Origin of the sequence: Stenotrophomonas maltophilia, from assembly GCF_006974125.1 — a bacterium.
GTDB classification, from domain to species: Bacteria; Pseudomonadota; Gammaproteobacteria; order Xanthomonadales; family Xanthomonadaceae; genus Stenotrophomonas; species Stenotrophomonas maltophilia_O.
Genome location: NZ_CP037858.1, coordinates 1,051,814 through 1,075,975, shown reverse-complemented (window position 1 = coordinate 1,075,975; position 24,162 = coordinate 1,051,814). Strand labels below are relative to the sequence as shown.

Below are 24,162 nucleotides of genomic sequence, written 5' to 3'. Positions count from 1 at the left end.
GCATGGCACATCACCACGAATCCAAGGGTCCGGTCGGCCCCGCGCCGCTGCCGCACCAGGTGGTCTATACCACCCTGCATTACGACACCCCGTGGTCGTACGAAAGCTACCTGAAGACCGGTGGCTACGCCGCCCTGCGCAAGATCCTCGAAGAGAAGATCCCGCCGGAGCAGGTCATCGAGATGGTCAAGGCCTCGGGCCTGCGCGGCCGCGGTGGCGCAGGCTTCCCGACCGGCCTGAAGTGGTCCTTCATGCCCAAGGGCAACATGCAGAAGTACATCCTCTGCAACTCGGACGAATCCGAGCCGGGCACCTGCAAGGATCGCGACATCCTGCGCTACAACCCGCATTCGGTGGTGGAAGGCATGGCGATCGCCTGCTACGCCACCGGTTCGACCGTGGGTTACAACTATCTGCGCGGTGAGTTCCACCACGAGCCGTTCGAGCACTTCGAGCAGGCCCTGGCTGACGCCTATGCGAACGGCTGGCTGGGCAAGAACGTGATGGGCTCGGGCGTGGACATCGACATCTACGGTGCGCTGGGCGCCGGCGCGTACATCTGCGGCGAAGAGACCGCGCTGATGGAATCGCTGGAGGGCAAGAAGGGCCAGCCGCGCTACAAGCCGCCGTTCCCGGCCAATTTCGGCCTGTACGGCAAGCCGTCGACGATCAACAACACCGAAACCTATGGCTCGGTGCCGGCGATCATCCGCAACGGTCCGGAGTGGTTCAAGGGCCTGAGCCTGACTGCCAACGGCGGTCCGAAGTGCTTCTCGGTGTCCGGCTGCGTGCAGAATGGCGGCAACTTCGAAGTGCCGCTCGGCACCAAATTCCACGACCTGCTGGAAATGGCCGGTGGCCTGCGTCCGGGCCGCACGCTGAAGGGCGCGATCCCAGGCGGCGTGTCGATGCCGGTGCTGACCGCGGCCGAGCTGAAGGACCTGCCGATGGACTACGACACCATCCGCGCACTGGGCTCCGGCCTGGGTTCGGGTGCGATCGTGGTGCTCGACGACAGCGTCTGCTGCGTGAAGTTCGCCTGCCGCATCAGCCAGTTCTTCCACAAGGAATCCTGCGGCCAGTGCACCCCGTGCCGTGAAGGCACCGGCTGGATGCACCGCGTGCTGGAGCGCATCGTCGCCGGCAAGGCCACGATGGAAGACCTGCACCAGCTGAAGGCGGTGGCCGGCCAGATCGAAGGCCACACCATCTGTGCGTTCGGCGAAGCGGCTGCATGGCCCATCCAGGGCTTCCTGCGCCAGTTCTGGGACGAGTTCGAGTACTACATCGTCAACGGTCATTCGATGGTTGACGGCAAGAAGGTGGAGGCAGCCGCCGCATGAGCGCGCAACCCGTAAATCCGAGCGTCCCACCCGATCACGTCACCATCGAGATCGATGGCAAGTCGCTGGTCGTGCCCAAGGGCTCGATGATCATCCAGGCCGCCGACAAGGCCGGCATCTCCATTCCGCGCTTCTGCTACCACGAGAAGCTGCCGATCGCCGCCAACTGCCGCATGTGCCTGGTGGACGTGGAGAAGTCGCCGAAGCCGGCGCCGGCCTGCGCCACCCCGGTGATGGACGGCATGAAGGTCGCCACCCGCAGCGAGAAGGCACTGAAGTTCCAGCGCTCGGTGATGGAGTTCCTGCTCATCAACCACCCGCTGGACTGCCCGATCTGCGATCAGGGCGGCGAGTGCGAGCTGCAGGACGTATCGCTGGGCTATGGCCGTTCGGTCAGCCGCTTCAACGAGCGCAAGCGCGTGGTGCCGGACGAGGACATGGGTCCGCTGGTCGCCACCGAGATGACCCGCTGCATCCAGTGCACCCGCTGCGTCCGCTTCACTGCTGACGTTGCCGGTACCTACGAGCTGGGTGGCATGTACCGCGGTGAGAACCTGCAGATCGGTACCTTCGACGGCAAGCCGCTGACCACCGAGCTGTCGGGCAACGTCGTCGACGTCTGCCCGGTCGGCGCGCTGACCAACAAGGTGTTCCAGTTCCGCGCCCGCCCGTGGGAACTGACCGCGCGCGAGTCGCTGGGTTACCACGACGCGATGGGTTCGAACCTGTTCCTGCACGTGCGTCGCGGCGAAGTGCTGCGCACCGTGCCGCGCGACAACGAAGCGGTGAACGAGTGCTGGCTGTCCGACCGTGACCGCTACTCGCACCAGGGCCTGTACAGCGAAGACCGTGCGGTCAAGCCGCTGCGCAAGGTCAATGGCGAGTGGAAGGAAGTGAGCTGGGCCGAAGGCCTGGCCGCGGCCGTCGAGATCCTCAAGGCCAACCAGGGCGACAACCTGGGCGTGCTGGTGCACCCGTCCACCTCGAACGAGGAGGGCGCGCTGCTGGCCCGCCTGGCCAAGGGCCTGGGCTCGAGCAACATCGACCACCGCATCAACAACCGCGATTTCTCCGACGCCGCAACCGCCGAAGTGTTCGGCCTGCCGCTGGCCGAGATCGAAGGCGCCGACCGCATCGTCGTTCTGGGCAGCAACATCCGCCACGAACTGCCGCTGCTGCACGCCCGCCTGCGCAAGGCGCAGACCACCAACGGTGCGAAGATCCACGTCGTCAACCCGGTGGACTTCGACTTTGCCTTCAGCATTGCTGGCAAGCAGATCGTCGCGCCGTCGAAGTTCGTCGACGCGCTGGCCAACGCCGAGCTGCGCTCGGCGGTGCAGGGCGGCAACAACACCGTGCTGATCGTCGGTGGCATCGCCGAGAACCACCCGCAGGCTGCCGCGATCCGCGCTGCCGCGCGTGAGTTCGCAGCCGCCACCGGCGCCAAGCTGTGCCGCATCCCGCAGGGCGCCAACGCCGTTGGCCTGACCCGCGCCGGCGTGCTGCCGGCCGGCAAGGACGTCGCCGCGATGCTGGCGCAGCCACGCCAGGCCTACGTGGTGTACGGCCTGGAGCCGGGCCTGGACTTCGCCGACGCTCCCGCCGCGCGCAAGGCGCTGGCCGGTGCCCAGGTGGTGGCCTTCAGCCAGTTCGCCTGCGTGTCCACCCGCGACGTTGCCGACGTCATCCTGCCGATCGGCGCGCTGCCGGAAATCGACGCCACCCTGACCAACCTCGATGGTCGCGAGCAGTCGGCCCGTGCCGGCGGCAAGCTGCCGGGCGAGGCCCGTGAAGGCTGGCGCGTGCTGCGCGCCCTGGGTGGCGACATGGCGCTGGCCGGTTTCGACTTCACCGACCTGGCCGGCCTGCGTGCCAGCCTGGCCCCGGTGTCGGTCACCGTTGCCGCTTCGGCGCAGCCGGTGGTTGCCGGCGAAGGCCTGGAAGTGGCTTCGACCGCCGCGATCTACCGCACCGATGCGGTGGTCCGCCGTGCGCCGGCGCTGCAGTCGCATCCGCTCAACAACGCCCCGCGCATCGTGCTGAACGCTGAAGATGCCGCTCGCCTGCAGCTGCAGGAAGGGCAGATGGCCAAGGTCGGCACCGATGCCGGCAAGGCCACCCTGCCGGTGGTGGTCGACGCCCGCGTCGCTGCGGGTTCGGTCTGGATTGAATCGGGCCACGGCGCGACCGCGCCGCTGGGTGCCGCTCGTGTATCGGTGGTGGCTGCATGAACGAATTGCTGTTGAACGCGGTCGACCCGCTGCACCAGTGGCTGCTTGGCCTCGGTGACATCGGCGCGCTGATCTGGATCATCCTGAAGATCCTGGTGATCACCGTGCCGGTGATCATCTCGGTGGCCTTCTACGTGGTCTGGGAACGCAAGCTGATCGGCTGGATGCACGTCCGTCACGGCCCGATGTACGTGGGCATGGGCATCTTCCAGGCCTTCGCCGACGTCTTCAAACTGCTGTTCAAGGAAGTGGTCCAGCCGAGCAGCGCCAACAAGGCGATCTACCTGCTGGCGCCGCTGATCACCCTGGCCCCGGCTTTCGCGGCCTGGTCGGTGGTGCCCTTCGATTCGCAGATCGTGCTGTCCAACGCCAACGCTGGCCTGCTGTACCTGTTGGCGATGACCTCGCTGGGCATCTACGGCATCATCCTGGCCGGTTGGGCGTCCAACTCGAAGTACGCGTTCCTGGGTGCGATGCGCGCCTCGGCGCAGATGATCAGCTACGAAATCGCCATGGGCTTCGCCCTGGTCGGCGTGATGATCGCCGCCGGCAGCCTGAACCTGAGCAACATCGTGATGGCGCAGGCTGGCAGCTCTGGCTTCTTCGACTGGTTCCTGCTGCCGCTGTTCCCGCTGTTCGTCATCTACTGGGTGTCGGGCGTGGCTGAAACCAACCGCGCGCCGTTCGACGTGGTGGAAGGCGAGTCGGAAATCGTTGCAGGCCACATGGTCGAATACTCCGGCGGCGCGTTCGCCCTGTTCTTCCTGGCCGAATACGCGAACATGATCCTGATCAGCTTCCTGATCTCGATCTTCTTCCTCGGTGGCTGGCTGAGCCCGGTCCAGGGCTGGGTCAACTTCGGCGATGTCTCGCCGCTGGTCGACTGGATCTGGAAGGGCGGTGCACCGTGGCTGTTCGTCAAGGTGTTCTTCTTCGCCAGTGCCTACATCTGGTTCCGTGCCAGCTTCCCGCGCTTCCGCTATGACCAGATCATGCGCCTGGGCTGGAAGGTCTTCATCCCGCTGGCCATTCTGTGGATCGCGGTTACCGCCGTCATGGTGTTCTTCGGCGTGATTCAAAAGGGCGTCTAAAGTGATGAACAGGATTACCCATTACTTCAAGAGCCTGCTGCTGCTCGAACTGCTGGCGGGCCTCTGGCTGACGCTGAAGTACAGCTTCAAGCCGAAGTACACGATGATGTACCCGATGGAGAAGTTCCCGCAGTCGCCGCGCTTCCGTGGCCTGCACGCGCTGCGTCGTTATCCCAACGGCGAAGAGCGCTGCATTGCCTGCAAGCTGTGCGAAGCGGTGTGCCCGGCCCTGGCCATCACCATCGACTCGGCCAAGCGCGAGGACGGCACCCGCCGCACCACCCGCTACGACATCGACCTGTTCAAGTGCATCTTCTGCGGCTTCTGCGAAGAAAGCTGCCCGGTGGACTCGATCGTCGAAACCCACATCCTCGAGTACCACTTCGAGAACCGTGGCGAAAACATCGTTACCAAGCCGCAGCTGCTGGCCCTTGGCGATCGTCTCGAAAACGAGATCGCCGAGCGTCGTGCCGCCGATGCCGCTTACCGCTGAGGTCGAGAGATGGATTGGGTAAATATCGCTTTCTGGGTGTTCGCCATCGCGGCAACGGTTTCGGCCGGTGCGGTGATCAGCGTGCGCAACCCGGTGCATGCAGTGCTGTGCCTGGTGCTGACCTTCTTCTCCATTGCCTGCGTGTGGCTGCTGGTGGGCGCCGAGTTCCTCGGCGTGGCGCTGGTGCTGGTCTACGTCGGCGCGGTGATGGTGCTGTTCCTGTTCGTGGTGATGATGCTGGACATCGACCCCACCAAGATGCGTGAAGGCTGGGTGCGCTACCTGCCGGTCGGTCTGATCGTGGCGGTGGCGATGCTGGTGCAGATGCTGATCCTGATCGGCGTGAAGGGCAGGGCGGTCACCCCGTTCCCGGCCGACAACGCCGCTGCGGTCGCTGCCGACAGCTCCAACGTCACCTGGCTGGCGCGCACGCTGTTCACCGAATACCTGCTGCCGTTCGAGTTCGCCGCCGTCATCCTGACCGTGGCCGTGGTCGCCGCCGTGATGCTGACCCTGCGTCGCCGTACCGGCGTGAAGAGCCAGAACCCGGGCGAGCAGACCATGGTCAAGGCCGACCAGCGCCTGCGCATGGTCAAGATGGGTGCCGAAGCACCGGTCGTGCACAGCAACAGCAAGCCGGCCACCGGCGAGGAGACCCAGCCGTGATTACCCTTGGCCACATGCTTGCGCTTGGCGCGGTGCTGTTCGCCATCAGCCTGGCCGGCATCTTCCTCAACCGGAAGAACGTCATCGTCCTGCTGATGTCGATCGAGCTGATGCTGCTGTCGGTGAACATCAATTTCGTCGGCTTCTCGCGTCAGCTGGGCGATCCGTCCGGCCAGCTGTTCGTGTTCTTCATCCTGACCGTCGCCGCCGCGGAAGCCGCCATCGGCCTGGCGATCCTGGTGACCCTGTTCCGTACCCGCCGCACGATCAATGTCGGCGAAGTCGATTCGCTGAAGGGCTGATCCACAGATGGAAATCACTCTCTCCAAGAGTCTGTTGATCGCAGTGGTGCTTGCACCGCTGTTCGGCAGCATCATCGCCGGCCTGTTCGGTCGCCAGGTCAAGCGCTTCGGCGCGCAGACCATCACCATCCTCGGCGTCGCGATAGCCTGCGGCCTGTCGATGTACACGTTCTACCAGCTGATGTGGGGCGGCGCGCAGCCGTTCAACCAGAACATCTACACGTTCTTCGAGGTTGGCCAGTATTCGGCCCATGTCGGCTTCATGGTCGACAAGCTGACCGCGATGATGATGGTGGTGGTGACCTTCGTGTCGCTGCTGGTCCACATCTACACGATCGGCTACATGCAGGACGATCCGGGCTACCAGCGGTTCTTCAGCTACATCTCGCTGTTCACCTTCTCGATGCTCACCCTGGTGATGAGCAACAACTTCCTGCAGCTGTTCTTCGGCTGGGAAGCGGTGGGCCTGGTGTCGTACCTGCTGATCGGCTTCTGGTTCAAGCGCCCGACCGCGATCTTCGCCAACATGAAGGCGTTCCTGGTCAACCGCGTCGGTGACTTCGGCTTCCTGCTGGGCATCGCCGGCGTGCTGTGGGTGTTCGGCACCCTGGACTACTCGCAGGTGTTCTCGCAGGCCGGCATGCTGGCTGACCCGCGCGCCCAGCTGCAGATCTGGGACGGCACCATCCTGGGCATGCAGCTGCTGAACGAGCCGGTGATCTGGTCGATCGCCACCGTCATCTGCATCTGCCTGTTCATCGGCGCCATGGGCAAGTCGGCCCAGGTCCCGCTGCACGTGTGGCTGCCGGACTCGATGGAAGGCCCGACCCCGATCTCGGCACTGATCCACGCCGCGACGATGGTGACCGCCGGTATCTTCATGGTCACCCGCATGTCGCCGCTGTTCGAGCTGTCGCAGACCGCGCTGAACTTCGTGCTGTTCATCGGTGCCACCACCGCGTTCTTCACCGGCCTGATCGGCATCGTGCAGAACGACATCAAGCGCGTCGTCGCGTACTCCACGCTGTCGCAGCTGGGCTACATGACCGTCGCCCTGGGCGTGTCGGCCTACTCGGCCGCCGTGTTCCACCTGATGACCCACGCCTTCTTCAAGGCCCTGCTGTTCCTGGGCGCCGGTTCGGTCATCATCGCGATGCACCACGAGCAGGACATGCGCAAGATGGGCGGCCTGCGCAAGTACATGCCGATCACCTTCGTCACCATGTGGATCGGCACGCTTGCCCTGGTCGGCACGCCGTTCTTCTCCGGCTTCTACTCGAAGGACACCATCATCGAGGCGGCCGAGATCCACGCCCACATGCAGAACAGCTGGGTGGCCACCTATGGCTACTGGGCGGTGCTGGGTGGCGTGCTGGTGACCAGCTTCTACAGCTTCCGCCTGCTGTTCATGACCTTCCATGGCAAGGAGCGCTTCCGTGACGCGCATGATGACCATGGCCACGGCCATGACGATCACCATGCCGCAGATGCGCACCATGCCGATGCCCATGATGACCACGGCCATGGCCACGGTCCGCATGAGCCGCACGAAACCCCGTGGGTGGTGACCCTGCCGCTGATCCTGCTGGCCATCCCGTCGATCGCCATCGGTTTCTTCAGCATCGGTCCGATGCTGCACGGCACCGACTGGGCCGGCCACCATGCGCACGAGGCGATCAAGGGCCAGGCACAGACGTTCTTTACCGGCATCGTCGACTTCTACGATCCGGCCAAGAACACCGTCGCGTTCCTGGGTGAAGAGTTCCATGGCCCGGTCGCGTTCGCGCTGCACGGCATGATGCTGCCGCCGTTCTGGCTCACCCTGGCGGGCTTCCTGCTGGCCGCGTTGTTCTACCTGTGGAAGCCGGACCTGTCGGGCAAGGCGCGCAAGACCTTCGCCCCGATCGTTTCGGTGCTGGAAAACAAGTACGGCTTCGACAAGCTGTGGATCGATGGCTTTGCCGGTGGCAGCGTCAAGCTGGGCAAGGTCTCGCGCTGGATCGACAGCAACATCGTCGACGGCGTGGTCAATCTCTCGGCACGTGTTGTGGACGTTGCAGCCGGCGTGCTGCGTCGTACCCAATCCGGTTTCCTCTATCACTACGCCTTCGCGATGATCATCGGCCTGATTGCCCTGCTGGGCGTGCTGATGCATTACCTGCGTTGATGACCTGTACGGAATAAGAAGACGTGTCGAACTGGCCTCTACTCAGTGTCCTCATCTGGCTGCCGATCATCGGTGGCGCCCTGATCCTTGCGATCCGTGATGCACAGACTGCCCGCTGGGCGTCGCTGGGCGTCGCGGTGCTCACCTTCGTTGCAAGCCTCTCGCTGCTGAGCGGCTACAACGCGGGCATCGACGGTCTGCAGTTCGTCGAGACCCATGCCTGGATCCCGGCGTACAAGATCGGCTACAACCTGGGCGTGGACGGCATTGCCGTGGCGCTGATCCTGCTGACCACCCTGGTCAGCGTGCTTGCCCTGATCGGTGCCTGGAGCGCCATCGACAAGCGCGTGAACCAGTACGTGGCCGCCTTCCTGATCCTGGAAGGCGTCACCGTCGGCATCTTCGCCGCGACGGACGCGATGCTGTTCTACGTGTTCTTCGAAGCCATGCTGATCCCGATGTTCCTGATCATCGGTGTCTGGGGCGGCCCGCGCCGCATCTACGCTGCGCTGAAGTTCTTCCTGTACACCTTCCTCGGCTCGGTGCTGATGCTGGTGGCGCTGATCTACCTGTACATGAAGGGCGGCAGCTTCCAGCTGGCCGACCTGTACGCGCTGCCGCTGTCGGCCAAGGAGCAGACCTGGATCTTCTTCGCCTTCCTGATCGCCTTCGCGGTCAAGGTGCCGATGTTCCCGGTCCACACCTGGCTGCCGGACGCCCACGTGGAAGCGCCGACCGCCGGTTCGGTGATCCTGGCCGCCATCGCCCTGAAGATCGGTGGCTACGGCTTCCTGCGCTTCAACCTGCCGATCGTCCCGGACGCGTCGCAGGAATGGGCCTGGCTGGTGATCGCGCTGTCGCTGATCGCGGTGATCTACGTCGGCCTGGTCGCCCTGGTGCAGGACGACATGAAGAAGCTGATCGCCTATTCGTCGATCGCGCACATGGGCTTCGTCACCCTGGGCACCTTCATCGCCCTGTGGCTGGTGCGTGAAGCCGGCAATGCCGATGCGGCCCGCCTGGGCCTGCAGGGCGCCATGGTGCAGATGATCTCGCACGGCTTCGTGTCCGGTGCGATGTTCTCCTGCGTCGGCGTGCTGTACGACCGCATGCACAGCCGCCGCATCGCCGATTACGGCGGCGTGGTCAATGTGATGCCGTGGTTCGCCACCTTCGCCATGCTGTTCTTCATGGCCAATGCGGGCCTGCCGGGCACCAGCGGTTTCGTCGGCGAGTTCATGGTCATCCTGTCGGCCTTCCAGCGTAATCCGTGGATCGCACTGGGTGCGGCCACCACCCTGATCATCGGCGCCGCCTACACCCTGTGGCTGTACAAGCGCATCTTCTTCGGCGAAGTGGCCAACAGCCACGTGGCCGAACTGAAGGACATCAACGGCCGCGAATGGCTGGTGCTGGGCGTGTTCGCCATCGGCGTGCTGGCCCTGGGCATCTACCCCAAGCCGCTGACCGACCTGATGGAGCCCTCGATCGCGAAGCTGGCGATGCAGATCGCATCCAGCAAGCTGCTGTAATTCCAGGATTTGATGATGACCACCTCGCCGCTGCTGCCATTGACCGCCGCTGACCTGCCACCGCTCGCTCCCGAGCTGGTGCTGATCGGCAGCGCCTTCGCCCTGATGATCCTCGACCTGTTCGTCAGCAACCGGAACAAGATCGTCACCCACCTGTTCTCGCTCGCTGCGCTGGCCGTGGTGCTGTTCATGCTGGCCACCGGCGTGGGCGGACAGGGGGAGGTCTTCCATGGCATGTTCGTGCGCGATACCGCCGCGGACGTGATGAAGACCGGGATCGTGCTGCTCAGCGGCCTGACCCTGGTCTATGGCTGGCGCTACCTGCGTGACCGCAACCTGTTCCAGGGCGAGATCCCGGTGCTGATCCTGTTCGGCACCGCCGGCATGATGATCCTGGTTTCGGCCGGCAGCCTGCTGATGGTCTACCTGGGCCTGGAACTGCTGGCGCTGTGCTCCTACGCCCTGGTCGCCAGCAACCGCGAGAACGGCCTGGCCTCCGAGGCGGCGATGAAGTACATCGTGCTCGGCTCGCTGGCCTCGGGCCTGCTGCTGTACGGCATGTCGCTGATCTACGGCGCCACCGGCAGCCTGCATCTGGACGTCATCCGTGACGCCATCCCGCACTCGGAAGAGCGCGTGCTGCTGATCACCGGTGCGGTGTTCATGATCGCCGGCGTCGCCTTCAAGCTGGGTGCCGCGCCGTTCCACATGTGGCTGCCGGACGTGTACCAGGGTGCCCCGGCACCGATCGCACTGTTCATCAGCTCGGCGCCGAAGCTGGCCGCCTTCGGCATGGCCTACCGCCTGCTGGAAATGGGCGTGGGTCCGCTGTCGACCGAACTGCAGCTGCTGATTGCCGGCCTGGCCGCGGTCTCGCTGGTCATCGGCAACCTGATGGCCATCGCGCAGAGCAACCTCAAGCGCATGCTGGCGTTCTCCACCGTCTCGCACATCGGCTTCCTGCTGATGGGCATCGCCGGTGGTGGCGCGCAGGGCTATGCCGCTGCGCTGTTCTACGCACTGGCCTACGCCATCATGTCCACCGCCGCCTTCGGCGCGATCATCGCGCTGTCGCGTGCCGGCTTTGAAGCCGAGAACATCGAGGACTTCAAGGGCCTGAACGCCCGCAACCCGTGGATGGCCGGCCTGGTGCTGTGCATCATGGCGTCGCTGGCCGGCATCCCGCCGTTCCTGGGCTTCTGGACCAAGCTGGCGGTGCTGGGCGCAGCCGTCAATGGCGGCCTGCTGTGGCTGGCCATCCTCGGCGTGCTGTGCGCCGTGGTCGGCTGCTTCTACTACCTGCGCGTCATCAAGGTCATGTACTTCGATGAGCCGGTGGGCGAGGCCGTGCCGCGCAGCAACGACCGCGTGCTGGGCGTGGTGCTGGGCGTGAATGCACTGGCGCTGCTGGCCCTGGGCCTGTCCTGGAACCCGATCATGCTGTGGTGCCAGAAGGCTTTTGCGCATCTTGCATAAAAGTTGACACAAAGCTGCGCGATTCGTGTAATATGCGCAGCCTGAGTTGTCACTGCAGCGGTTCAGCCAGAACATCGTTGCGGTAGCCCTCCTCGAAAGAGCAGGGCAGCAGTTCAAACACTTCCGGTGCGGGGTGGAGCAGTCTGGCAGCTCGTCGGGCTCATAACCCGAAGGTCGCAGGTTCAAATCCTGCCCCCGCTACCAACATCGAACCGGCGCCAACCGGGTTGATGAATGAGGGAGGGCTTGCATGTTTTGAAGCTATCACTCATAATTCCGCTTCTGATGCGGGGTGGAGCAGTCTGGCAGCTCGTCGGGCTCATAACCCGAAGGTCGCAGGTTCAAATCCTGCCCCCGCTACCAAGTAAAGAGATCGCCTTCGAAGTCCTGCTTCGAGGGCGTTTTTCTTTGGGATTTGTGTCGTTCCTGCGTGATCGGGGTCAGATCCCTTTTCGCGGGAAAAGGGATCGGACCCCTGGCCCCGCACCTTGCACCAGCGCGGTGCAGCCGCTATCATCAGCGGCCTAGCAGTACCCCTGAAGGCGGTCTCCCGGCGGGAGGCCGGACCCGGAAGGAGGGCCGCAACCGGCAGGCAATGCAGGTTGCAACCGGAATCCAGTCACCGGAGTCTTTCCGGAAAAGGGGCCCAGCGGGCCCTTTGTCGTTTCCGGGGCGTCATGTTTTCACGCCAGCCAAGGCCGGCACCCAACCAAGAGATCAAGGCAGGCTGTGAGCGACAAGGCAACCGACATCGCGAATCTGCTCGCCCCGACCGTTGTGTCGCTGGGCCTGGAGCTGCTGGGCGTTGAGTATCTGCCGGCCCCCGGCGGTGCGACCCTGCGCCTTTACATCGACGTGCCGCTGGCTGAACAGCCAGAGCGCATCATCAATGTCGACGACTGCGAGCGGGTCAGCCGCGAAGTGTCGGCGCAGCTGGACGTCGAAGACCCGATCAGCGGCAATTACACGCTGGAAGTGTCGTCGCCTGGCGTGGATCGCCCGCTGTTCAACCTGGAGCAGTTCGCTCGCCACCAGGGTGAATCGGCCAAGGTCACGCTGAAGCTGCCGCAGGACAACCGTCGTCGCCTGCAGGGCCGTATCGAGGCGACCGACGAGGCCGCAGGCACCATCACCTTCATCGTCGACAAGACCGAAGTGGTGGTGTCGGCCGACAACATCGACAAGGCACGGATCATGCCCGACTGGGTGGCGCTGGGGCTGGCCCCGAGCAAGCCGACCGGTCCGGCACCGAAGCGTCCGAAGCCGAACACGAATTCTTCTTCCAACGAGCCGGCGGCAAAGAAGCCGCGCGCGGAGTGAGCCAATGAGCAAGGAACTGTTGCTGGTAGTCGACGCGGTCGCCAACGAGAAGGGCGTGCCGCGTGAAGTGATCTTCGATGCCATCGAGGCCGCCCTGGCCTCGGCAGCGAAGAAGCGCTATCCCGACGAGGAAGTGCTGACCCGCGTGGTCATCGACCACAAGGATGGCAGCTACGAAACCTACCGCCGCTGGGAAGTGGTGGCCGATGACGTGGTCATGGAATCGCCGGACCGCCAGATCCGCCTGATGGACGCCGTCGATGAAGCCGAAGGCGTGGACGTCGGCGACTACATCGAAGAGCAGATCGAGAACCCGGACTTCGGCCGCATTGCTGCCCAGGCCGCCAAGCAGGTCATCGTCCAGCGCGTGCGCGAAGCCGAGCGCCAGCAGGTCGTGGATGCGTGGAAGGATCGCGTCGGCGAACTGATCACCGGTGTGGTCAAGCGCGCCGAGCGCGGCAACATCTATGTCGACCTCGGTGGCAATGCCGAAGGCTTCATCCCGAAGGACAAGGGCATCCCGCGCGACGTGCTGCGCGCCGGCGACCGCGTGCGCGGCTACCTGGCCGAAGTCCGTTCGGAACCGCGTGGCCCGCAGCTGTTCATCAGCCGTGCCGCTCCGGAATTCATGATCGAGCTGTTCAAGCTGGAAGTGCCGGAAGTCGGCCAGGGCCTGGTGGAAATCAAGGCCTGTGCCCGCGATCCGGGCGACCGCGCCAAGATCGCCGTGCTGGCCCACGACCAGCGCACCGATCCGATCGGCGCCTGCATCGGCATGCGCGGTTCGCGCGTGCAGGCCGTGTCCAACGAGCTCAATGGCGAGCGTGTGGACATCGTGCTGTGGAACGACAACCCGGCCAACTTCGTCATCAACGCGATGGCGCCGGCCGAAGTGCAGTCGATCATCGTCGATGAAGACAAGCACTCGATGGATCTGGCCGTCGCCGAAGACCGCCTGGCCCAGGCGATCGGCAAGGGCGGCCAGAACGTGCGCCTGGCCAGCCGCCTGACCGGCTGGCAGCTCAATGTGATGACCCAGGACCAGGTCACTGCCAAGTCGGAAGCCGAGCAGGCTTCGGCCCGCCAGCTGTTCATGGACAAGCTGGAAGTGGACGAAGAGATCGCCGGCATCCTGGTCAGCGAAGGCTTCGGCACCGTCGAGGAAATCGCTTATGTCCCGGTCGGCGAACTGCTGGCCGTGGAAGGTTTCGACGAAGACATCGTCGAAGAGCTGCGCGCTCGTGCCCGCGATGCGCTGCTCAATGAGGCCCTGGCAGTCGAGGAAGGCCTTGAAGACGGCCAGCCGGCGCAGGACCTGCTGTCCCTGAAGGGCATGGACGAAGCCACCGCGTATGCGCTGGCCGGCCACGGCGTGCGTACCAGCGAGGACCTGTCCGACCTGGCCGCCGACGAGGTCATGGACTTCGGCATCGAAGGACTGGATCAGGCGCGCGCCGCTGCGCTGATCCTGGCCGCCCGTGCCGAGGAGATCGCCCGACTGGAACGCGGCGAATGAGCCGGCAATGAACAGGGCCCTGAGCCGCTCAGGGCGTAGAATCCGCGCCACCTCCAGATGCGGGGGGGCGCCCACAAGATCATAGGATCCGAATGTCGCAGCAAACCACCATCCGCAAGCTTGCCGAACTGGTCAACACGCCGGTCGAAAAACTGCTGGAACAGCTGGCCGGTGCCGGCATGAAGTTCAGCGGTCCCGACCAGGTCGTGACCAGCTCCGAGAAGGTAAAGCTCCTGGGCTTCCTTCGTCGTTCGCACGGCAAGCCCGAGCAGGCCCCGGAAGAGACCGATCAGTCTGCAAAGAAGATCACGCTCAACCGCCGGAAGCAGCAGGAAGTGACGGTCAATTCCGGTCGCAGCAAGACGACCGTGAATGTCGAGGTCCGCCAGAAGCGTACCTACGTCAAGGATGGTGCGCGCGCCATGACGCCGGACGAAGAACGCGCCGACATCCTGCGCAAGCTGGAAGAGTCGCGTGCCCGCAACCTTGCCGAACAGCAGGCCCTGGCCGAGAAGGATCGTCTGCGCGACGAGGCCATCGTCCGTGCCCGTGAGGAAGAGGTTGCCGCCAAGGAACGTGCTGAAGCCGAGAAGAAGGCGGCCGAGGAAGCTGCGGCTGCCGCCAAGGCTGCCGAGGCACTGGCTGCCAGCAAGCCCAAGCGTGCTCCGATCGACGAAACCGCGCCGCGCCCGCCGCGCGCCCCGGCTGCCGCCCCGGCTGCGCCGCGTGGTGCTCCGCCGCCGCCGCCGCGCAGCGACGACCGCAACAACCGCAGCGCGCCGCGCAACGAGCGTGGCCCGGGCGACCGTTTCGCCGGCCAGATGCACCTGTCGGCTGCCGACCGTGCGCGTCGTGGCAACAGCAACAACAGCAACAACCGTGGTCGTCCGGGTGGCCGCAACCAGAGCGGTGGCCGTCGCGACATGTCGCGTGGTGGCAACAACGCCGGTCCGCACGCCTTCGAACGTCCGACCGCACCGGTCGTGCGTGAAGTGGCGATCGGCGAGACCATCACCGTGGCCGATCTGGCGCAGAAGCTCGCGCTGAAGGGCGGCGAGGTGGTGAAGGCGCTGTTCAAGATGGGCGTGATGGCGACCATCACCCAGTCCATCGACCACGACACCGCTGCGCTGGTGACCGAAGAACTCGGCCACAAGGCGATCCGTGCCAATGACAACGACGCCGAAGACGCACTGCTGGCCTCGACCGTTGAAAACCAGGGCGAAGCCGTGCAGCGCCCGCCGGTGGTCACCATCATGGGTCACGTCGACCACGGCAAGACTTCGCTGCTGGATTACATCCGCCGCACCAAGGTCGCCCACGGCGAAGCCGGCGGCATTACCCAGCACATCGGTGCCTACCACGTCGATACGCCCAAGGGCGTCATCAGCTTCCTGGATACCCCGGGCCACGCCGCGTTCACCTCGATGCGTGCCTGCGGTGCCAAGCTGACCGACATCGTGGTGCTGGTGGTTGCCGCCGACGACGGCGTCATGCCGCAGACCAAGGAAGCGATCCAGCACGCCCGTTCGGCGGGTGTGCCGCTGATCGTGGCGATCAACAAGATCGACAAGTCCGGTGCCGACCCGATGCGGGTCAAGAACGAGCTGCTCTCCGAGCAGGTCGTGGCCGAAGACTTCGGTGGTGACATCCAGATGGTGGAGATCTCGGCCAAGACCGGCCTGGGCATCGACGACCTGCTGGACGCGGTGTCGGTGCAGGCCGAACTGCTGGAACTGAAGGCCGTCGACGAAGGCCGCGCCTCGGGCGTGGTGATCGAATCGTCGCTGGACAAGGGCCGCGGCCCGGTCGCTACCGTGCTGGTGCAGCAGGGCCGCCTGAAGAAGGGCGACTACCTGGTGTGCGGCATCCAGTACGGCCGCGTGCGTGCGCTGTTCGACGAAACCGGCAAGCAGCCGGAGTTCGCCGGCCCGTCCATCCCGGTACAGGTCCTGGGCCTGTCCGGCGTGCCGGAAGCCGGTGACGACTTCGTGGTCGTCGAGGACGAGCGCCTGGCCAAGGACGTTGCCCAGCAGCGTGAGACCAAGCGCCGCGAATCGCGCCTGGTCGCCACCGCTGGCAGCCGCATGGAAGACATCATGGCGACCTTGGGCAAGGGCGAGGGCCAGCAGGTTCTCAACCTGGTCATCAAGGCCGACGTGCAGGGTTCGGTGCAGGCCCTGAGCCAGGCACTGGTCGCGCTGTCCAACGAAGACATCCGCATCAACGTGATCCACTCCGGCGTGGGCGGCATCACCGAATCGGACGCCAACTCGGCGGCCGCTTCGAAGGCCACCGTCATCGGCTTCAACGTGCGCGCGGATGCTTCGGCCCGTCGCATCATCGAATCCAACGGCGTGGACCTGCGTTACTTCTCGATCATCTATGACGTGATCGATCAGGTGAAGCAGGTGGCCTCCGGTCTGCTGGGCGTGGAGATCCGCGAAGAGATCATCGGTATCGCCGAGGTCCGCGACGTGTTCCGCAGCTCCAAGCTGGGCGCCGTTGCCGGCTCGATGGTCATCGAGGGCGTGGTCAAGCGCAACAAGCCGATCCGCGTCCTGCGCGACAGCGTGGTGATCTTCGAAGGCGAGCTGGAATCGCTGCGCCGCTTCAAGGAAAACGTCGAGGAAGTCCGCAACGGTACCGAATGCGGTATCGCGGTGAAGGCCTACAACGACGTCAAGCCGGGTGACCAGATCGAGTGCTTCGAGCGTATCGAAGTGCCGCGCACCCTGTAATGTGATGTGGCCCGACCAACGGTCGGGCCCCACCATGCACATGTAGCGCCCGACCGTTGGTCGGGCGACAATCGAATCAAAGGTAGCGCCCGACCGTTGGTCGGGCGACAACTGAACCAAGAGCTCCTCGTGCCCAAGACTTTCCATCGAACCGACCGTGTCTCCGCCCAGCTGCGCCGTGAACTCGGCACCCTGGTGCACAACGCCGTGCGCGAGCACGGGTTGCCCTCGGTGAGCGTGTCCGACGTGGAAATCACCCGCGACATGGCCCATGCCAAGGTATTCGTCACCGCGCTGATGCCGGAGCGTTCGGCCGAGGCCGTGGCCGGCCTGAAGGAGCTGGGTTACCGCCTGCGCATGGACCTGGCACGCGCGATGAAGCTGCGCCACGTGCCGGAGCTGCATTTCCACTACGACGATTCGGTCGACCGTGGTGAGCACATCGACAACATCCTGCGCGACCTGCCCGATACGCTGGCCGCGGAGAAGCGCCGCGAGAGCGACGAAGAATAACCGCGCGACGCCGGGCATGCCCGGCGTTGTTGCATTCCGGCTGTGCGATGTCTGATGCAGACCGCGCTGCGCGCTCGCCGGGCATGGCCCGGCGCTACCCGTACCTGTCATGACCCGAATTCAGTTCCGCCGCCTGGATGGCATCCTGCTGCTCGACAAGTCGACCGGCATGAGCTCCAACGCCGCCCTGCAGGTGGCCCGCCGCCTGTTCCGCGCCGAGAAGGGCGGCCACACCGGCAGCCTCGACCCGTTGGCCACCGGCCTGCTGCCGCTGTGCTTCGGCGAGGCGACCAAGATTGCCGGCCTGCTGCTCGGCTCGGCCAAAGCCTACGACGCCGAGATCGTGCTGGGACAGACCACCGATACCGATGACGCCGAAGGCCAGGTGCTGCTGCAGCGCCCGGTGCCGGCCATCAGTGCCGAGGCGCTGCAGGCCGCGCTGGCGCCGCTGACCGGCAACATCCGCCAGCGTGCCCCGATCTATTCGGCGCTGAAGCAGGGCGGTGAGCCGCTGTATGTGAAGGCCCGCCGTGGCGATGTCATCGAAGCGCCGGAACGCGAGGTCCAGGTGCATGCCATCGCGGTGCTGGAGCAGCAGCCGGAACGGCTGCGCCTGCGCGTGACCTGTGGCTCGGGTACCTATATCCGCAGCCTGGCCCGCGATCTGGGCGAGGTGCTGGGCTGTGGCGCCCATATCAGCGCGCTGCGCCGGCTCTGGGTGGAGCCGTTCCGCGAACCGGCCATGGTCACCCTGGACCAGCTGCGGGCAATGGTCGAGGCCGGCGACGAGGCCGGCATGGACGCGCTGCTGCTGCCGCTGGCGGCCGGGCTGGCGGAATACCCGCGGGTCGACCTCGATGCGGACCAGGCCCACCGCTTCTGCGTTGGCCAGCGCCAGCGCGACCCGTCCTGGCCGCATGGCCTGGTCGCCGTGTTTGGTCCGGACGATGCTGTCCAGGGGCTCGGGCAGGTCGATGACAGCGGGCTGCTGGCCCCGCAGCGCCGCTTCAACCTCTGAACCGGGCAGGGCGGTTCAGCCCCGGACCTTGTTCCCGGCCCCCCCGACCGTTACAATTTCGCGGCCGTTTTCCGGCAGCCTGCCTCGCGCAGGTTTCATCCTCGTAGTCCACGGCGAGCCTGGCGGTGCGCGAAGCGCGTTCCTGCCGGCCACGCATCACAGAGAAAAAAGAAATGTCGATCGACACCCAGAAGGTCATTGAAGACAACAAGCGCAGCTCGGCTGACACCGGCTCCCCGGAAGTCCAGGCTGCCCTGCTGACCGCCCGCATCGAACTGCTGACCGGCCACTTCAAGACCCACAAGAAGGACCACCACAGCCGCCGCGGCCTGCTGCAGATGGTCAACCGCCGTCGCAGCCTGCTCGACTACCTGAAGAAGAAGGACGTCGAGCGTTACAAGGCCCTGATTGAAAAGCTTGGCCTGCGTCGCTAAGCAACGAATCCCCCGCGGCGCAGCGATGCGCCGCGGTTTTGTTTTGTAGCACTGCAATCCCCGATTCAGGCCGGAACGATCCGGCCACCCGCTGGCGGCAAGGGTCGCCGACGGTCCAAATTCGCAGACAGCATCCCCAAGGACACCCTCCGTGGCAAAAATCACCAAAACCTTCCAGTACGGCAAGCACACCGTCACGCTCGAGACCGGCGAAGTCGCCCGTCAGGCCAGCGGTGCCGTCATCGTCAAGATGGACGACACCGTACTGCTGGTCACCGCCGTCGCCGCCAAGAGCGCGCGCGAAGGCCAGGACTTCTTCCCGCTGACCGTCGATTATCAGGAAAAGTTCTATGCCGGCGGCCGTATCCCGGGTGGTTTCTTCAAGCGTGAAGGCCGTGCGACCGAGAAGGAAACCCTGATCTCGCGTCTGATCGACCGTCCGATCCGCCCGCTGTTCCCGGAAGACTACAAGAACGAAGTGCAGATCATCGCCACGGTCATGTCGCTGAACCCGGACGTGGACGGCGACATCCCGGCCCTGATCGGCGCCTCGGCTGCCCTGGCCCTGGCCGGCACCCCGTTCATGGGTCCGATCGGCGCTGCCAAGGTCGGTTACAAGAACGGCGAGTACATCCTGAACCCGACCGTCAGCGAACTGGCTGACTCGCAGCTGGAGCTGGTCGTCGCCGGTACCTCCAACGCCGTGCTGATGGTCGAATCCGAAGCCGCGCTGCTGTCCGAAGAAGTGATGCTGGGCGCCGTGACCTTCGGTCACCGCGAAATGCAGAAGGTCATCAACGCGATCAACGAGCTGACCGTCGAAGCCGGCACCAAGCCGTCGACCTGGGAAGCCCCGGCCAAGAACGACGCGCTGATCTCCGCCCTGAAGGAAGCCATCGGCCCGCGCCTGGGCGAAGCCTTCCAGGTGCGCGACAAGCTGCAGCGCCGCGACGCCATCTCGGCGATCAAGAAGGACGTGGTCGAAACCCTGGCTGGCCGCGTGGCTGCCGAGGGCTGGAACCCGGCCGAGCTGTCGAAGGAATTCGGCGAGCTGGAATACCGCACCATGCGTGACTCGGTGCTGGACACCAAGGTCCGCATCGACGGCCGTGCGCTGGACACCGTCCGCCCGATCGCCGTGAAGACCGGCGTGCTGCCGCGTACCCACGGTTCCTCGCTGTTCACCCGCGGCGAAACCCAGGCCATCGTGACCATCACCCTGGGCACTGCCCGTGACGGCCAGGTCATCGACGCCGTTGCCGGTGAGTACAAGGAAAACTTCCTGTTCCACTACAACTTCCCCCCGTTCTCGGTGGGTGAGTGCGGCCGCATGATGGGCCCGAAGCGCCGCGAAATCGGCCACGGTCGCCTGGCCAAGCGCGGCGTGCTGGCTGTCATGCCGTCGCTGGAAGCCTTCCCGTACACCATCCGCGTCGTCTCGGAAATCACCGAGTCGAACGGTTCCTCGTCGATGGCCTCGGTCTGCGGTTCCTCGCTGGCCCTGATGGACGCCGGCGTGCCGGTGAAGGCGCCGGTTGCCGGTATCGCCATGGGCCTGGTCAAGGAAGGCGAGCGCTTCGTCGTCCTGTCCGACATTCTGGGTGACGAGGATCACCTGGGCGACATGGACTTCAAGGTGGCCGGTACCGCTGAGGGCATCTCTGCCCTGCAGATGGATATCAAGATCGAAGGCATCACCGAAGAGATCATGAAGCAGGCTCTGCAGCAGGCCAAGGCTGGCCGTCTGCACATCCTGGGCGAAATGGCCCACGGCCTGACCGCTCCGCGTGAAGAGCTGTCGGACTACGCGCCGCGCCTGCTGACCATCAAGATCCACCCGGACAAGATCCGCGAAGTGATCGGCAAGGGTGGTTCGACCATCCAGGCCATCACCAAGGAAACCGGCACCCAGATCGACATCCAGGATGACGGCACCATCGTCATCGCTTCGGTCAACGCCATCGCTGCCCAGGCCGCCAAGGCCCGCATCGAGCAGATCACCTCGGACGTCGAGCCGGGCCGCATCTACGAAGGCAAGGTCGCCAAGATCATGGACTTCGGTGCGTTCGTCACCATCCTGCCGGGCAAGGACGGCCTGGTCCACGTGTCGCAGATCTCCAGCGACCGCGTCGAGAAGGTCGGCGACGTGCTGAAGGAAGGCGATGTGGTCAAGGTCAAGGTGCTGGAAGTCGACAAGCAGGGCCGTATCCGCCTGTCGATGAAGGCCGTGGAAGAAGGCGACGCCGTCAGCGCCGAATAATCGGTACTGCCGATTGTGCGGCGGGTGAGGACCGTTGGTCCTCACACCTTCGCAGATGAAAAAGCGGGCTTCGGCCCGCTTTTTCTTTGCCCGCGATCCTGTGGCGGAGGACGGTTGGTCCTTACACCTGCGCGCCGTCTTCCTCCTCCCCCAGCCACCACACCTGGCCCGGCTCGGGGGCACTCAATGGATGCTCGCGCTGTTCGATGGCTTCCAGCACGCGCCCCGCTCCCGCCGCGGTCCACGTCGCCAGCAGCGTCTCCACCGCGGCCCGGCCCTGCGCGGCGATGCCCAGGTCGCGCTCGCGCCTCCAGCCACCGTCGTCATCGTTCCCGGCCTCGTCGTCATGCCGATGCGGGGTGCCATAGCTGCAGCGGCGGCACAGCCGGCGCACGGTCGCGGTCCAGTCCTCGACCATGCCGATGCCGGGCAGGTTCATGGCCCCCAGGGCAGTGATGTCGTCGGCTGAATCGCACTGCACGAACACGGTGAAGGTCGCCATGTCCGATGACTGCAGGCGCTGCAGTGCATTGAACACCGGCACCTCGTGTTCGCCGTACGTACGGCGGCCGGTCGATGCGCCGTCATGCAGCACGATGTCGCCGAAGCGGAAGCCGCTTTCGGGCAGCGGTACGTTGTCGATGCGTGCACGCGCCGGATCAATGCGGCTCATGTACACCACTTCGGCGCCGGACCACGGCGCCAGGCGCATGCAGGCCACGCCGAAGTTGCCCTCGATCGGGCCTTCGCCCTCGGGCAGGGTGATGCCACAGCGGGTCCACTGGCGTCGTGCTTCGGCCCAGTCCGCCATGCCGGTGGCCGCGATTCCGGCATTCCACGCGGTGGCGACATCGAATTCCCCGCGCAGCTGCTCCGATTGGAGGTTGTCCTGCAGCGACGCCGGCCAGTTGCGCAGGTACTTGTGCGCCAGCCCGCGCATGTAGTGCAGGTAAGGCACCTCGGGAGCGATGGCGATCAGTTCGCCGAACAGCTCCACCGCCTGCGGCAGGTCGCCTTCGTGGAATGCGTCGTAGGCGCGCGCTTCCAGTATCTGGTGTTCGTCGAGGGATGCGCCGTCCTGCAGGTCGCCGTCGGGAGTGGTGTCGTGATCGGTGCTCATGTCCATGTGCGGTTGAAGATCCGCGGCCACCATAGCCGATGCAGGGGAGCCGGTGCGCTGCGTCGGTGCGTGTCCTGCTGCAATGCATGATGGCAGCGGCATGACTGCCACGTTGTCGCCCTCTGGCCGATCGTTGCTGTCCACAGGACGACATGCCACGACATCGGTCCCACGGCCTCATCGGTTTGCTAACGTGGCTGCGCCTTCGAACCGGGAGATCCCATGTTCCGCCAGACCGTGGCTGTCCTTGCCGTGCTGATTGCCGGTGCCTTGCCCATTGCCGTGCATGCGGCGCCCGCGCAGCCACCGATCTTCGGTGCCTACTACCCCGGTGGTTCGGCCGAGCGCTACCCGGTGTCGAGCATTCCGGCCGAGCGCCTCACCCACCTGTTCTACGCGTTCTCGACCATCGAGGACGGGCGCTGCACGATCGGTGCCGAAGCGCCGAAGAATTTCGCTGCGCTGGCCGAGCTGAAGAAGGCGCACCCGCACCTGCGCACGCTGATCTCAATCGGCGGATGGGGCGCAGGTGGATTCTCCGATGCAGCGCTGACCGAGGCCAGCCGCAAACGGTTGGTGGATTCGTGCATGGCGCTGTTCTTCGATCGCCACGCCGGCAGCTTTGATGGGGTGGATATCGACTGGGAGTTCCCGGTCAGTGGCGGCCCCAGGGAGCTGGCGCACCGTCCGCAGGATCGCGCCAACCTGACCCGGCTCGCGCAGGCGTTCCGCGTGGCACTCGATGCGCGCGGTCGCAAGGCGGGGCAGCCGATGCTGCTGACCGCCGCGCTGGCCGCCGGTCGCCTGCAGACCGATGGCCCCTACGATCCGGCCGCCAGCTACGACCTGCCGGCGCTGGCCAAGGTGTTCGATTTCATCAACCTGATGAGCTACGACATGGGCACCGGCTTCTCGGCGGTGTCGACCTTCAACGCGCCGCTGCATGAGGTGGCGGCCGACCCACTGGCACCGGAGCTGCGGCGCTGGAACAACGTGGCCGGCGCGGTGCAGTACTACCGCGAGCACGGCGTGCCGGCCGGCAAGCTGGTGCTGGGCGTGCCGTTCTACGGGCGCGGCTTCAAGGTCACCGGCGACGCCCCGGATGGGCTGTACCAGGCCTACAGTGCACCGGCCGATGCCGGCGACTGGCGGGTGATCAAGGCGCGCTATCTCGACCAGCCGGGCTGGACGAAGCACTGGCAGCCGCAGGCACAGAGCCCGTGGCTGTACAACGCCGCGCAGAAGATCTTCATCAGCTATGAGGACCCGCGCTCGATCGGCCTGCGTGCGCAGTTCGCGCGCGAGCAAGGCCTGGCCGGCGTGTTCATGTGGGAGCTGACCGGCGACGACGAACAGGCCAGCCTGCTCAACGCCATGCTCGCCCCGTGGCAGAAGGCACGCGGCGGCGATTGAGCCACCCGCTGGCGGTGGGCCATGCCCGACGGATGCCGCAACGTCATCGGCCCAAACCCGCACATCGAAGCAATGCCCGCAGCGCTACGCTGCGGGCATGATCCATCTCGAACGCCTGGACCATCTGGTCCTCACCGTGGCCGACATCGAACGCAGCTGTGATTTCTACCAGCGCGTGCTCGGCATGCAGGTCGTGCGCTTCGGCGCCGGCCGTACCGCGCTGCAGTTCGGCCGGCAGAAGATCAACCTGCATCCGGCCAGTGCCCCGCTGCAGCCGCATGCGCTGCAACCCACGCCGGGCAGCGCCGATCTCTGCCTGATCACACCTACCGCCATGGCCGATGTGCTGGCGCACCTGCAGGCGCAGGCCGTCGCGGTGGAGGAAGGGCCGGTGGCCCGCACCGGCGCACTGGGTCCGATCGAATCGGTGTACTTCCGCGACCCGGATGGCAACCTGATCGAAGTCAGCCGTTACCCGGACGAAGCGCACCTGCTCCGATAGCGCCGGGCCATACCCGGCGAAGGC

The 24,162-nt window shown here is 65.3% G+C and carries 19 protein-coding genes and 2 tRNA genes; 20 read left to right on the top strand and 1 reads right to left on the bottom strand.

The window, feature by feature from the left end; genetic code table 11:
- Positions 1-2: 2 nt before the first annotated feature.
- The 18 genes from nuoF to pnp all read left to right on the top strand — a co-directional run bounded on the left by nuoF (position 3) and on the right by pnp (position 21,103).
- Complete coding sequence (gene nuoF / locus EZ304_RS05010) at positions 3-1,343, top strand: NADH-quinone oxidoreductase subunit NuoF (RefSeq protein WP_005410459.1); 1,341 nt, start codon at positions 3-5, stop codon at positions 1,341-1,343.
- Complete coding sequence (nuoG, locus tag EZ304_RS05005; RefSeq protein WP_099551933.1) at positions 1,340-3,574, top strand: NADH-quinone oxidoreductase subunit NuoG; 2,235 nt, start codon at positions 1,340-1,342, stop codon at positions 3,572-3,574. The genes nuoF and nuoG overlap by 4 nt, the downstream gene beginning before the upstream one ends.
- The gene (gene nuoH, locus EZ304_RS05000) at positions 3,571-4,665 is read left to right on the top strand and encodes an NADH-quinone oxidoreductase subunit NuoH (protein ID WP_005410457.1); all 1,095 of its coding nucleotides are present in this window, start codon (positions 3,571-3,573) and stop codon (positions 4,663-4,665) included. Before nuoG ends, nuoH begins: the two co-directional genes overlap by 4 nt.
- A 4-nt stretch (positions 4,666-4,669) precedes the next feature.
- Positions 4,670-5,158, top strand: a complete 489-nt coding sequence (nuoI, locus tag EZ304_RS04995) for an NADH-quinone oxidoreductase subunit NuoI (protein ID WP_005410456.1) — start codon at positions 4,670-4,672, stop codon at positions 5,156-5,158.
- 9 nt (positions 5,159-5,167) lie between these two features.
- Entirely contained in the window at positions 5,168-5,824 is a 657-nt protein-coding gene (locus tag EZ304_RS04990; RefSeq protein ID WP_099551932.1) for an NADH-quinone oxidoreductase subunit J, read from the top strand.
- Positions 5,821-6,126 (top strand): NADH-quinone oxidoreductase subunit NuoK, encoded by a 306-nt coding sequence (gene nuoK, locus EZ304_RS04985; protein WP_005410454.1) that lies wholly within the window; start codon positions 5,821-5,823, stop codon positions 6,124-6,126. The genes EZ304_RS04990 and nuoK overlap by 4 nt, the downstream gene beginning before the upstream one ends.
- Positions 6,127-6,133: 7 nt before the next feature.
- On the top strand, positions 6,134-8,293 hold the full coding sequence (gene nuoL, locus EZ304_RS04980) for an NADH-quinone oxidoreductase subunit L (protein WP_142806452.1): 2,160 nt from the start codon (positions 6,134-6,136) through the stop codon (positions 8,291-8,293).
- Positions 8,294-8,316: 23 nt separating this feature from the next.
- Positions 8,317-9,825 (top strand): NADH-quinone oxidoreductase subunit M, encoded by a 1,509-nt coding sequence (locus tag EZ304_RS04975; protein ID WP_005410452.1) that lies wholly within the window; start codon positions 8,317-8,319, stop codon positions 9,823-9,825.
- Between the two features lie 15 nt (positions 9,826-9,840).
- A complete protein-coding gene (gene nuoN / locus EZ304_RS04970) occupies positions 9,841-11,301 on the top strand; it encodes an NADH-quinone oxidoreductase subunit NuoN (RefSeq protein ID WP_142806451.1) in 1,461 nt (486 codons plus the stop codon).
- 127 nt (positions 11,302-11,428) lie between these two features.
- A tRNA-Met gene (locus tag EZ304_RS04965) sits at positions 11,429-11,505 on the top strand.
- Between the two features lie 82 nt (positions 11,506-11,587).
- A tRNA-Met gene (locus EZ304_RS04960) sits at positions 11,588-11,664 on the top strand.
- Between the two features lie 366 nt (positions 11,665-12,030).
- Entirely contained in the window at positions 12,031-12,621 is a 591-nt protein-coding gene (gene rimP / locus EZ304_RS04955) for a ribosome maturation factor RimP (protein ID WP_005410450.1), read from the top strand.
- Between the two features lie 4 nt (positions 12,622-12,625).
- Positions 12,626-14,137 (top strand): transcription termination factor NusA, encoded by a 1,512-nt coding sequence (nusA, locus tag EZ304_RS04950; RefSeq protein WP_006458580.1) that lies wholly within the window; start codon positions 12,626-12,628, stop codon positions 14,135-14,137.
- 92 nt (positions 14,138-14,229) lie between these two features.
- A complete protein-coding gene (gene infB, locus EZ304_RS04945; protein ID WP_142806450.1) occupies positions 14,230-16,878 on the top strand; it encodes a translation initiation factor IF-2 in 2,649 nt (882 codons plus the stop codon).
- 129 nt (positions 16,879-17,007) lie between these two features.
- Positions 17,008-17,391, top strand: a complete 384-nt coding sequence (rbfA, locus tag EZ304_RS04940) for a 30S ribosome-binding factor RbfA (protein WP_005410447.1) — start codon at positions 17,008-17,010, stop codon at positions 17,389-17,391.
- 109 nt (positions 17,392-17,500) lie between these two features.
- Complete coding sequence (gene truB, locus EZ304_RS04935) at positions 17,501-18,409, top strand: tRNA pseudouridine(55) synthase TruB (RefSeq protein WP_142806449.1); 909 nt, start codon at positions 17,501-17,503, stop codon at positions 18,407-18,409.
- 173 nt (positions 18,410-18,582) lie between these two features.
- Positions 18,583-18,843 carry a 30S ribosomal protein S15 gene (rpsO, locus tag EZ304_RS04930; RefSeq protein WP_142806448.1) on the top strand — a complete coding sequence of 87 codons (261 nt, stop codon included), beginning with the start codon at positions 18,583-18,585 and terminating at the stop codon, positions 18,841-18,843.
- A 151-nt stretch (positions 18,844-18,994) separates the two neighbouring features.
- Positions 18,995-21,103: a polyribonucleotide nucleotidyltransferase gene (gene pnp, locus EZ304_RS04925; protein ID WP_032128652.1), complete on the top strand. Its 2,109-nt coding sequence runs from the start codon at positions 18,995-18,997 to the stop codon at positions 21,101-21,103.
- Between the two features lie 121 nt (positions 21,104-21,224).
- Here pnp and EZ304_RS04920 read toward each other — a convergent pair whose 3' ends face one another.
- Positions 21,225-22,223: a tetratricopeptide repeat protein gene (locus EZ304_RS04920; protein ID WP_260678264.1), complete on the bottom strand. Its 999-nt coding sequence runs from the start codon at positions 22,221-22,223 to the stop codon at positions 21,225-21,227.
- Positions 22,224-22,445: 222 nt separating this feature from the next.
- On the opposite strand from EZ304_RS04920, the gene EZ304_RS04915 reads away from it, so the two are divergent.
- Positions 22,446-23,636 (top strand): glycoside hydrolase family 18 protein, encoded by a 1,191-nt coding sequence (locus tag EZ304_RS04915; protein WP_142806446.1) that lies wholly within the window; start codon positions 22,446-22,448, stop codon positions 23,634-23,636.
- A gap of 97 nt (positions 23,637-23,733) precedes the next feature.
- Positions 23,734-24,138, top strand: a complete 405-nt coding sequence (locus tag EZ304_RS04910; RefSeq protein WP_142806445.1) for a VOC family protein — start codon at positions 23,734-23,736, stop codon at positions 24,136-24,138.
- Positions 24,139-24,162: the final 24 nt, after the last annotated feature.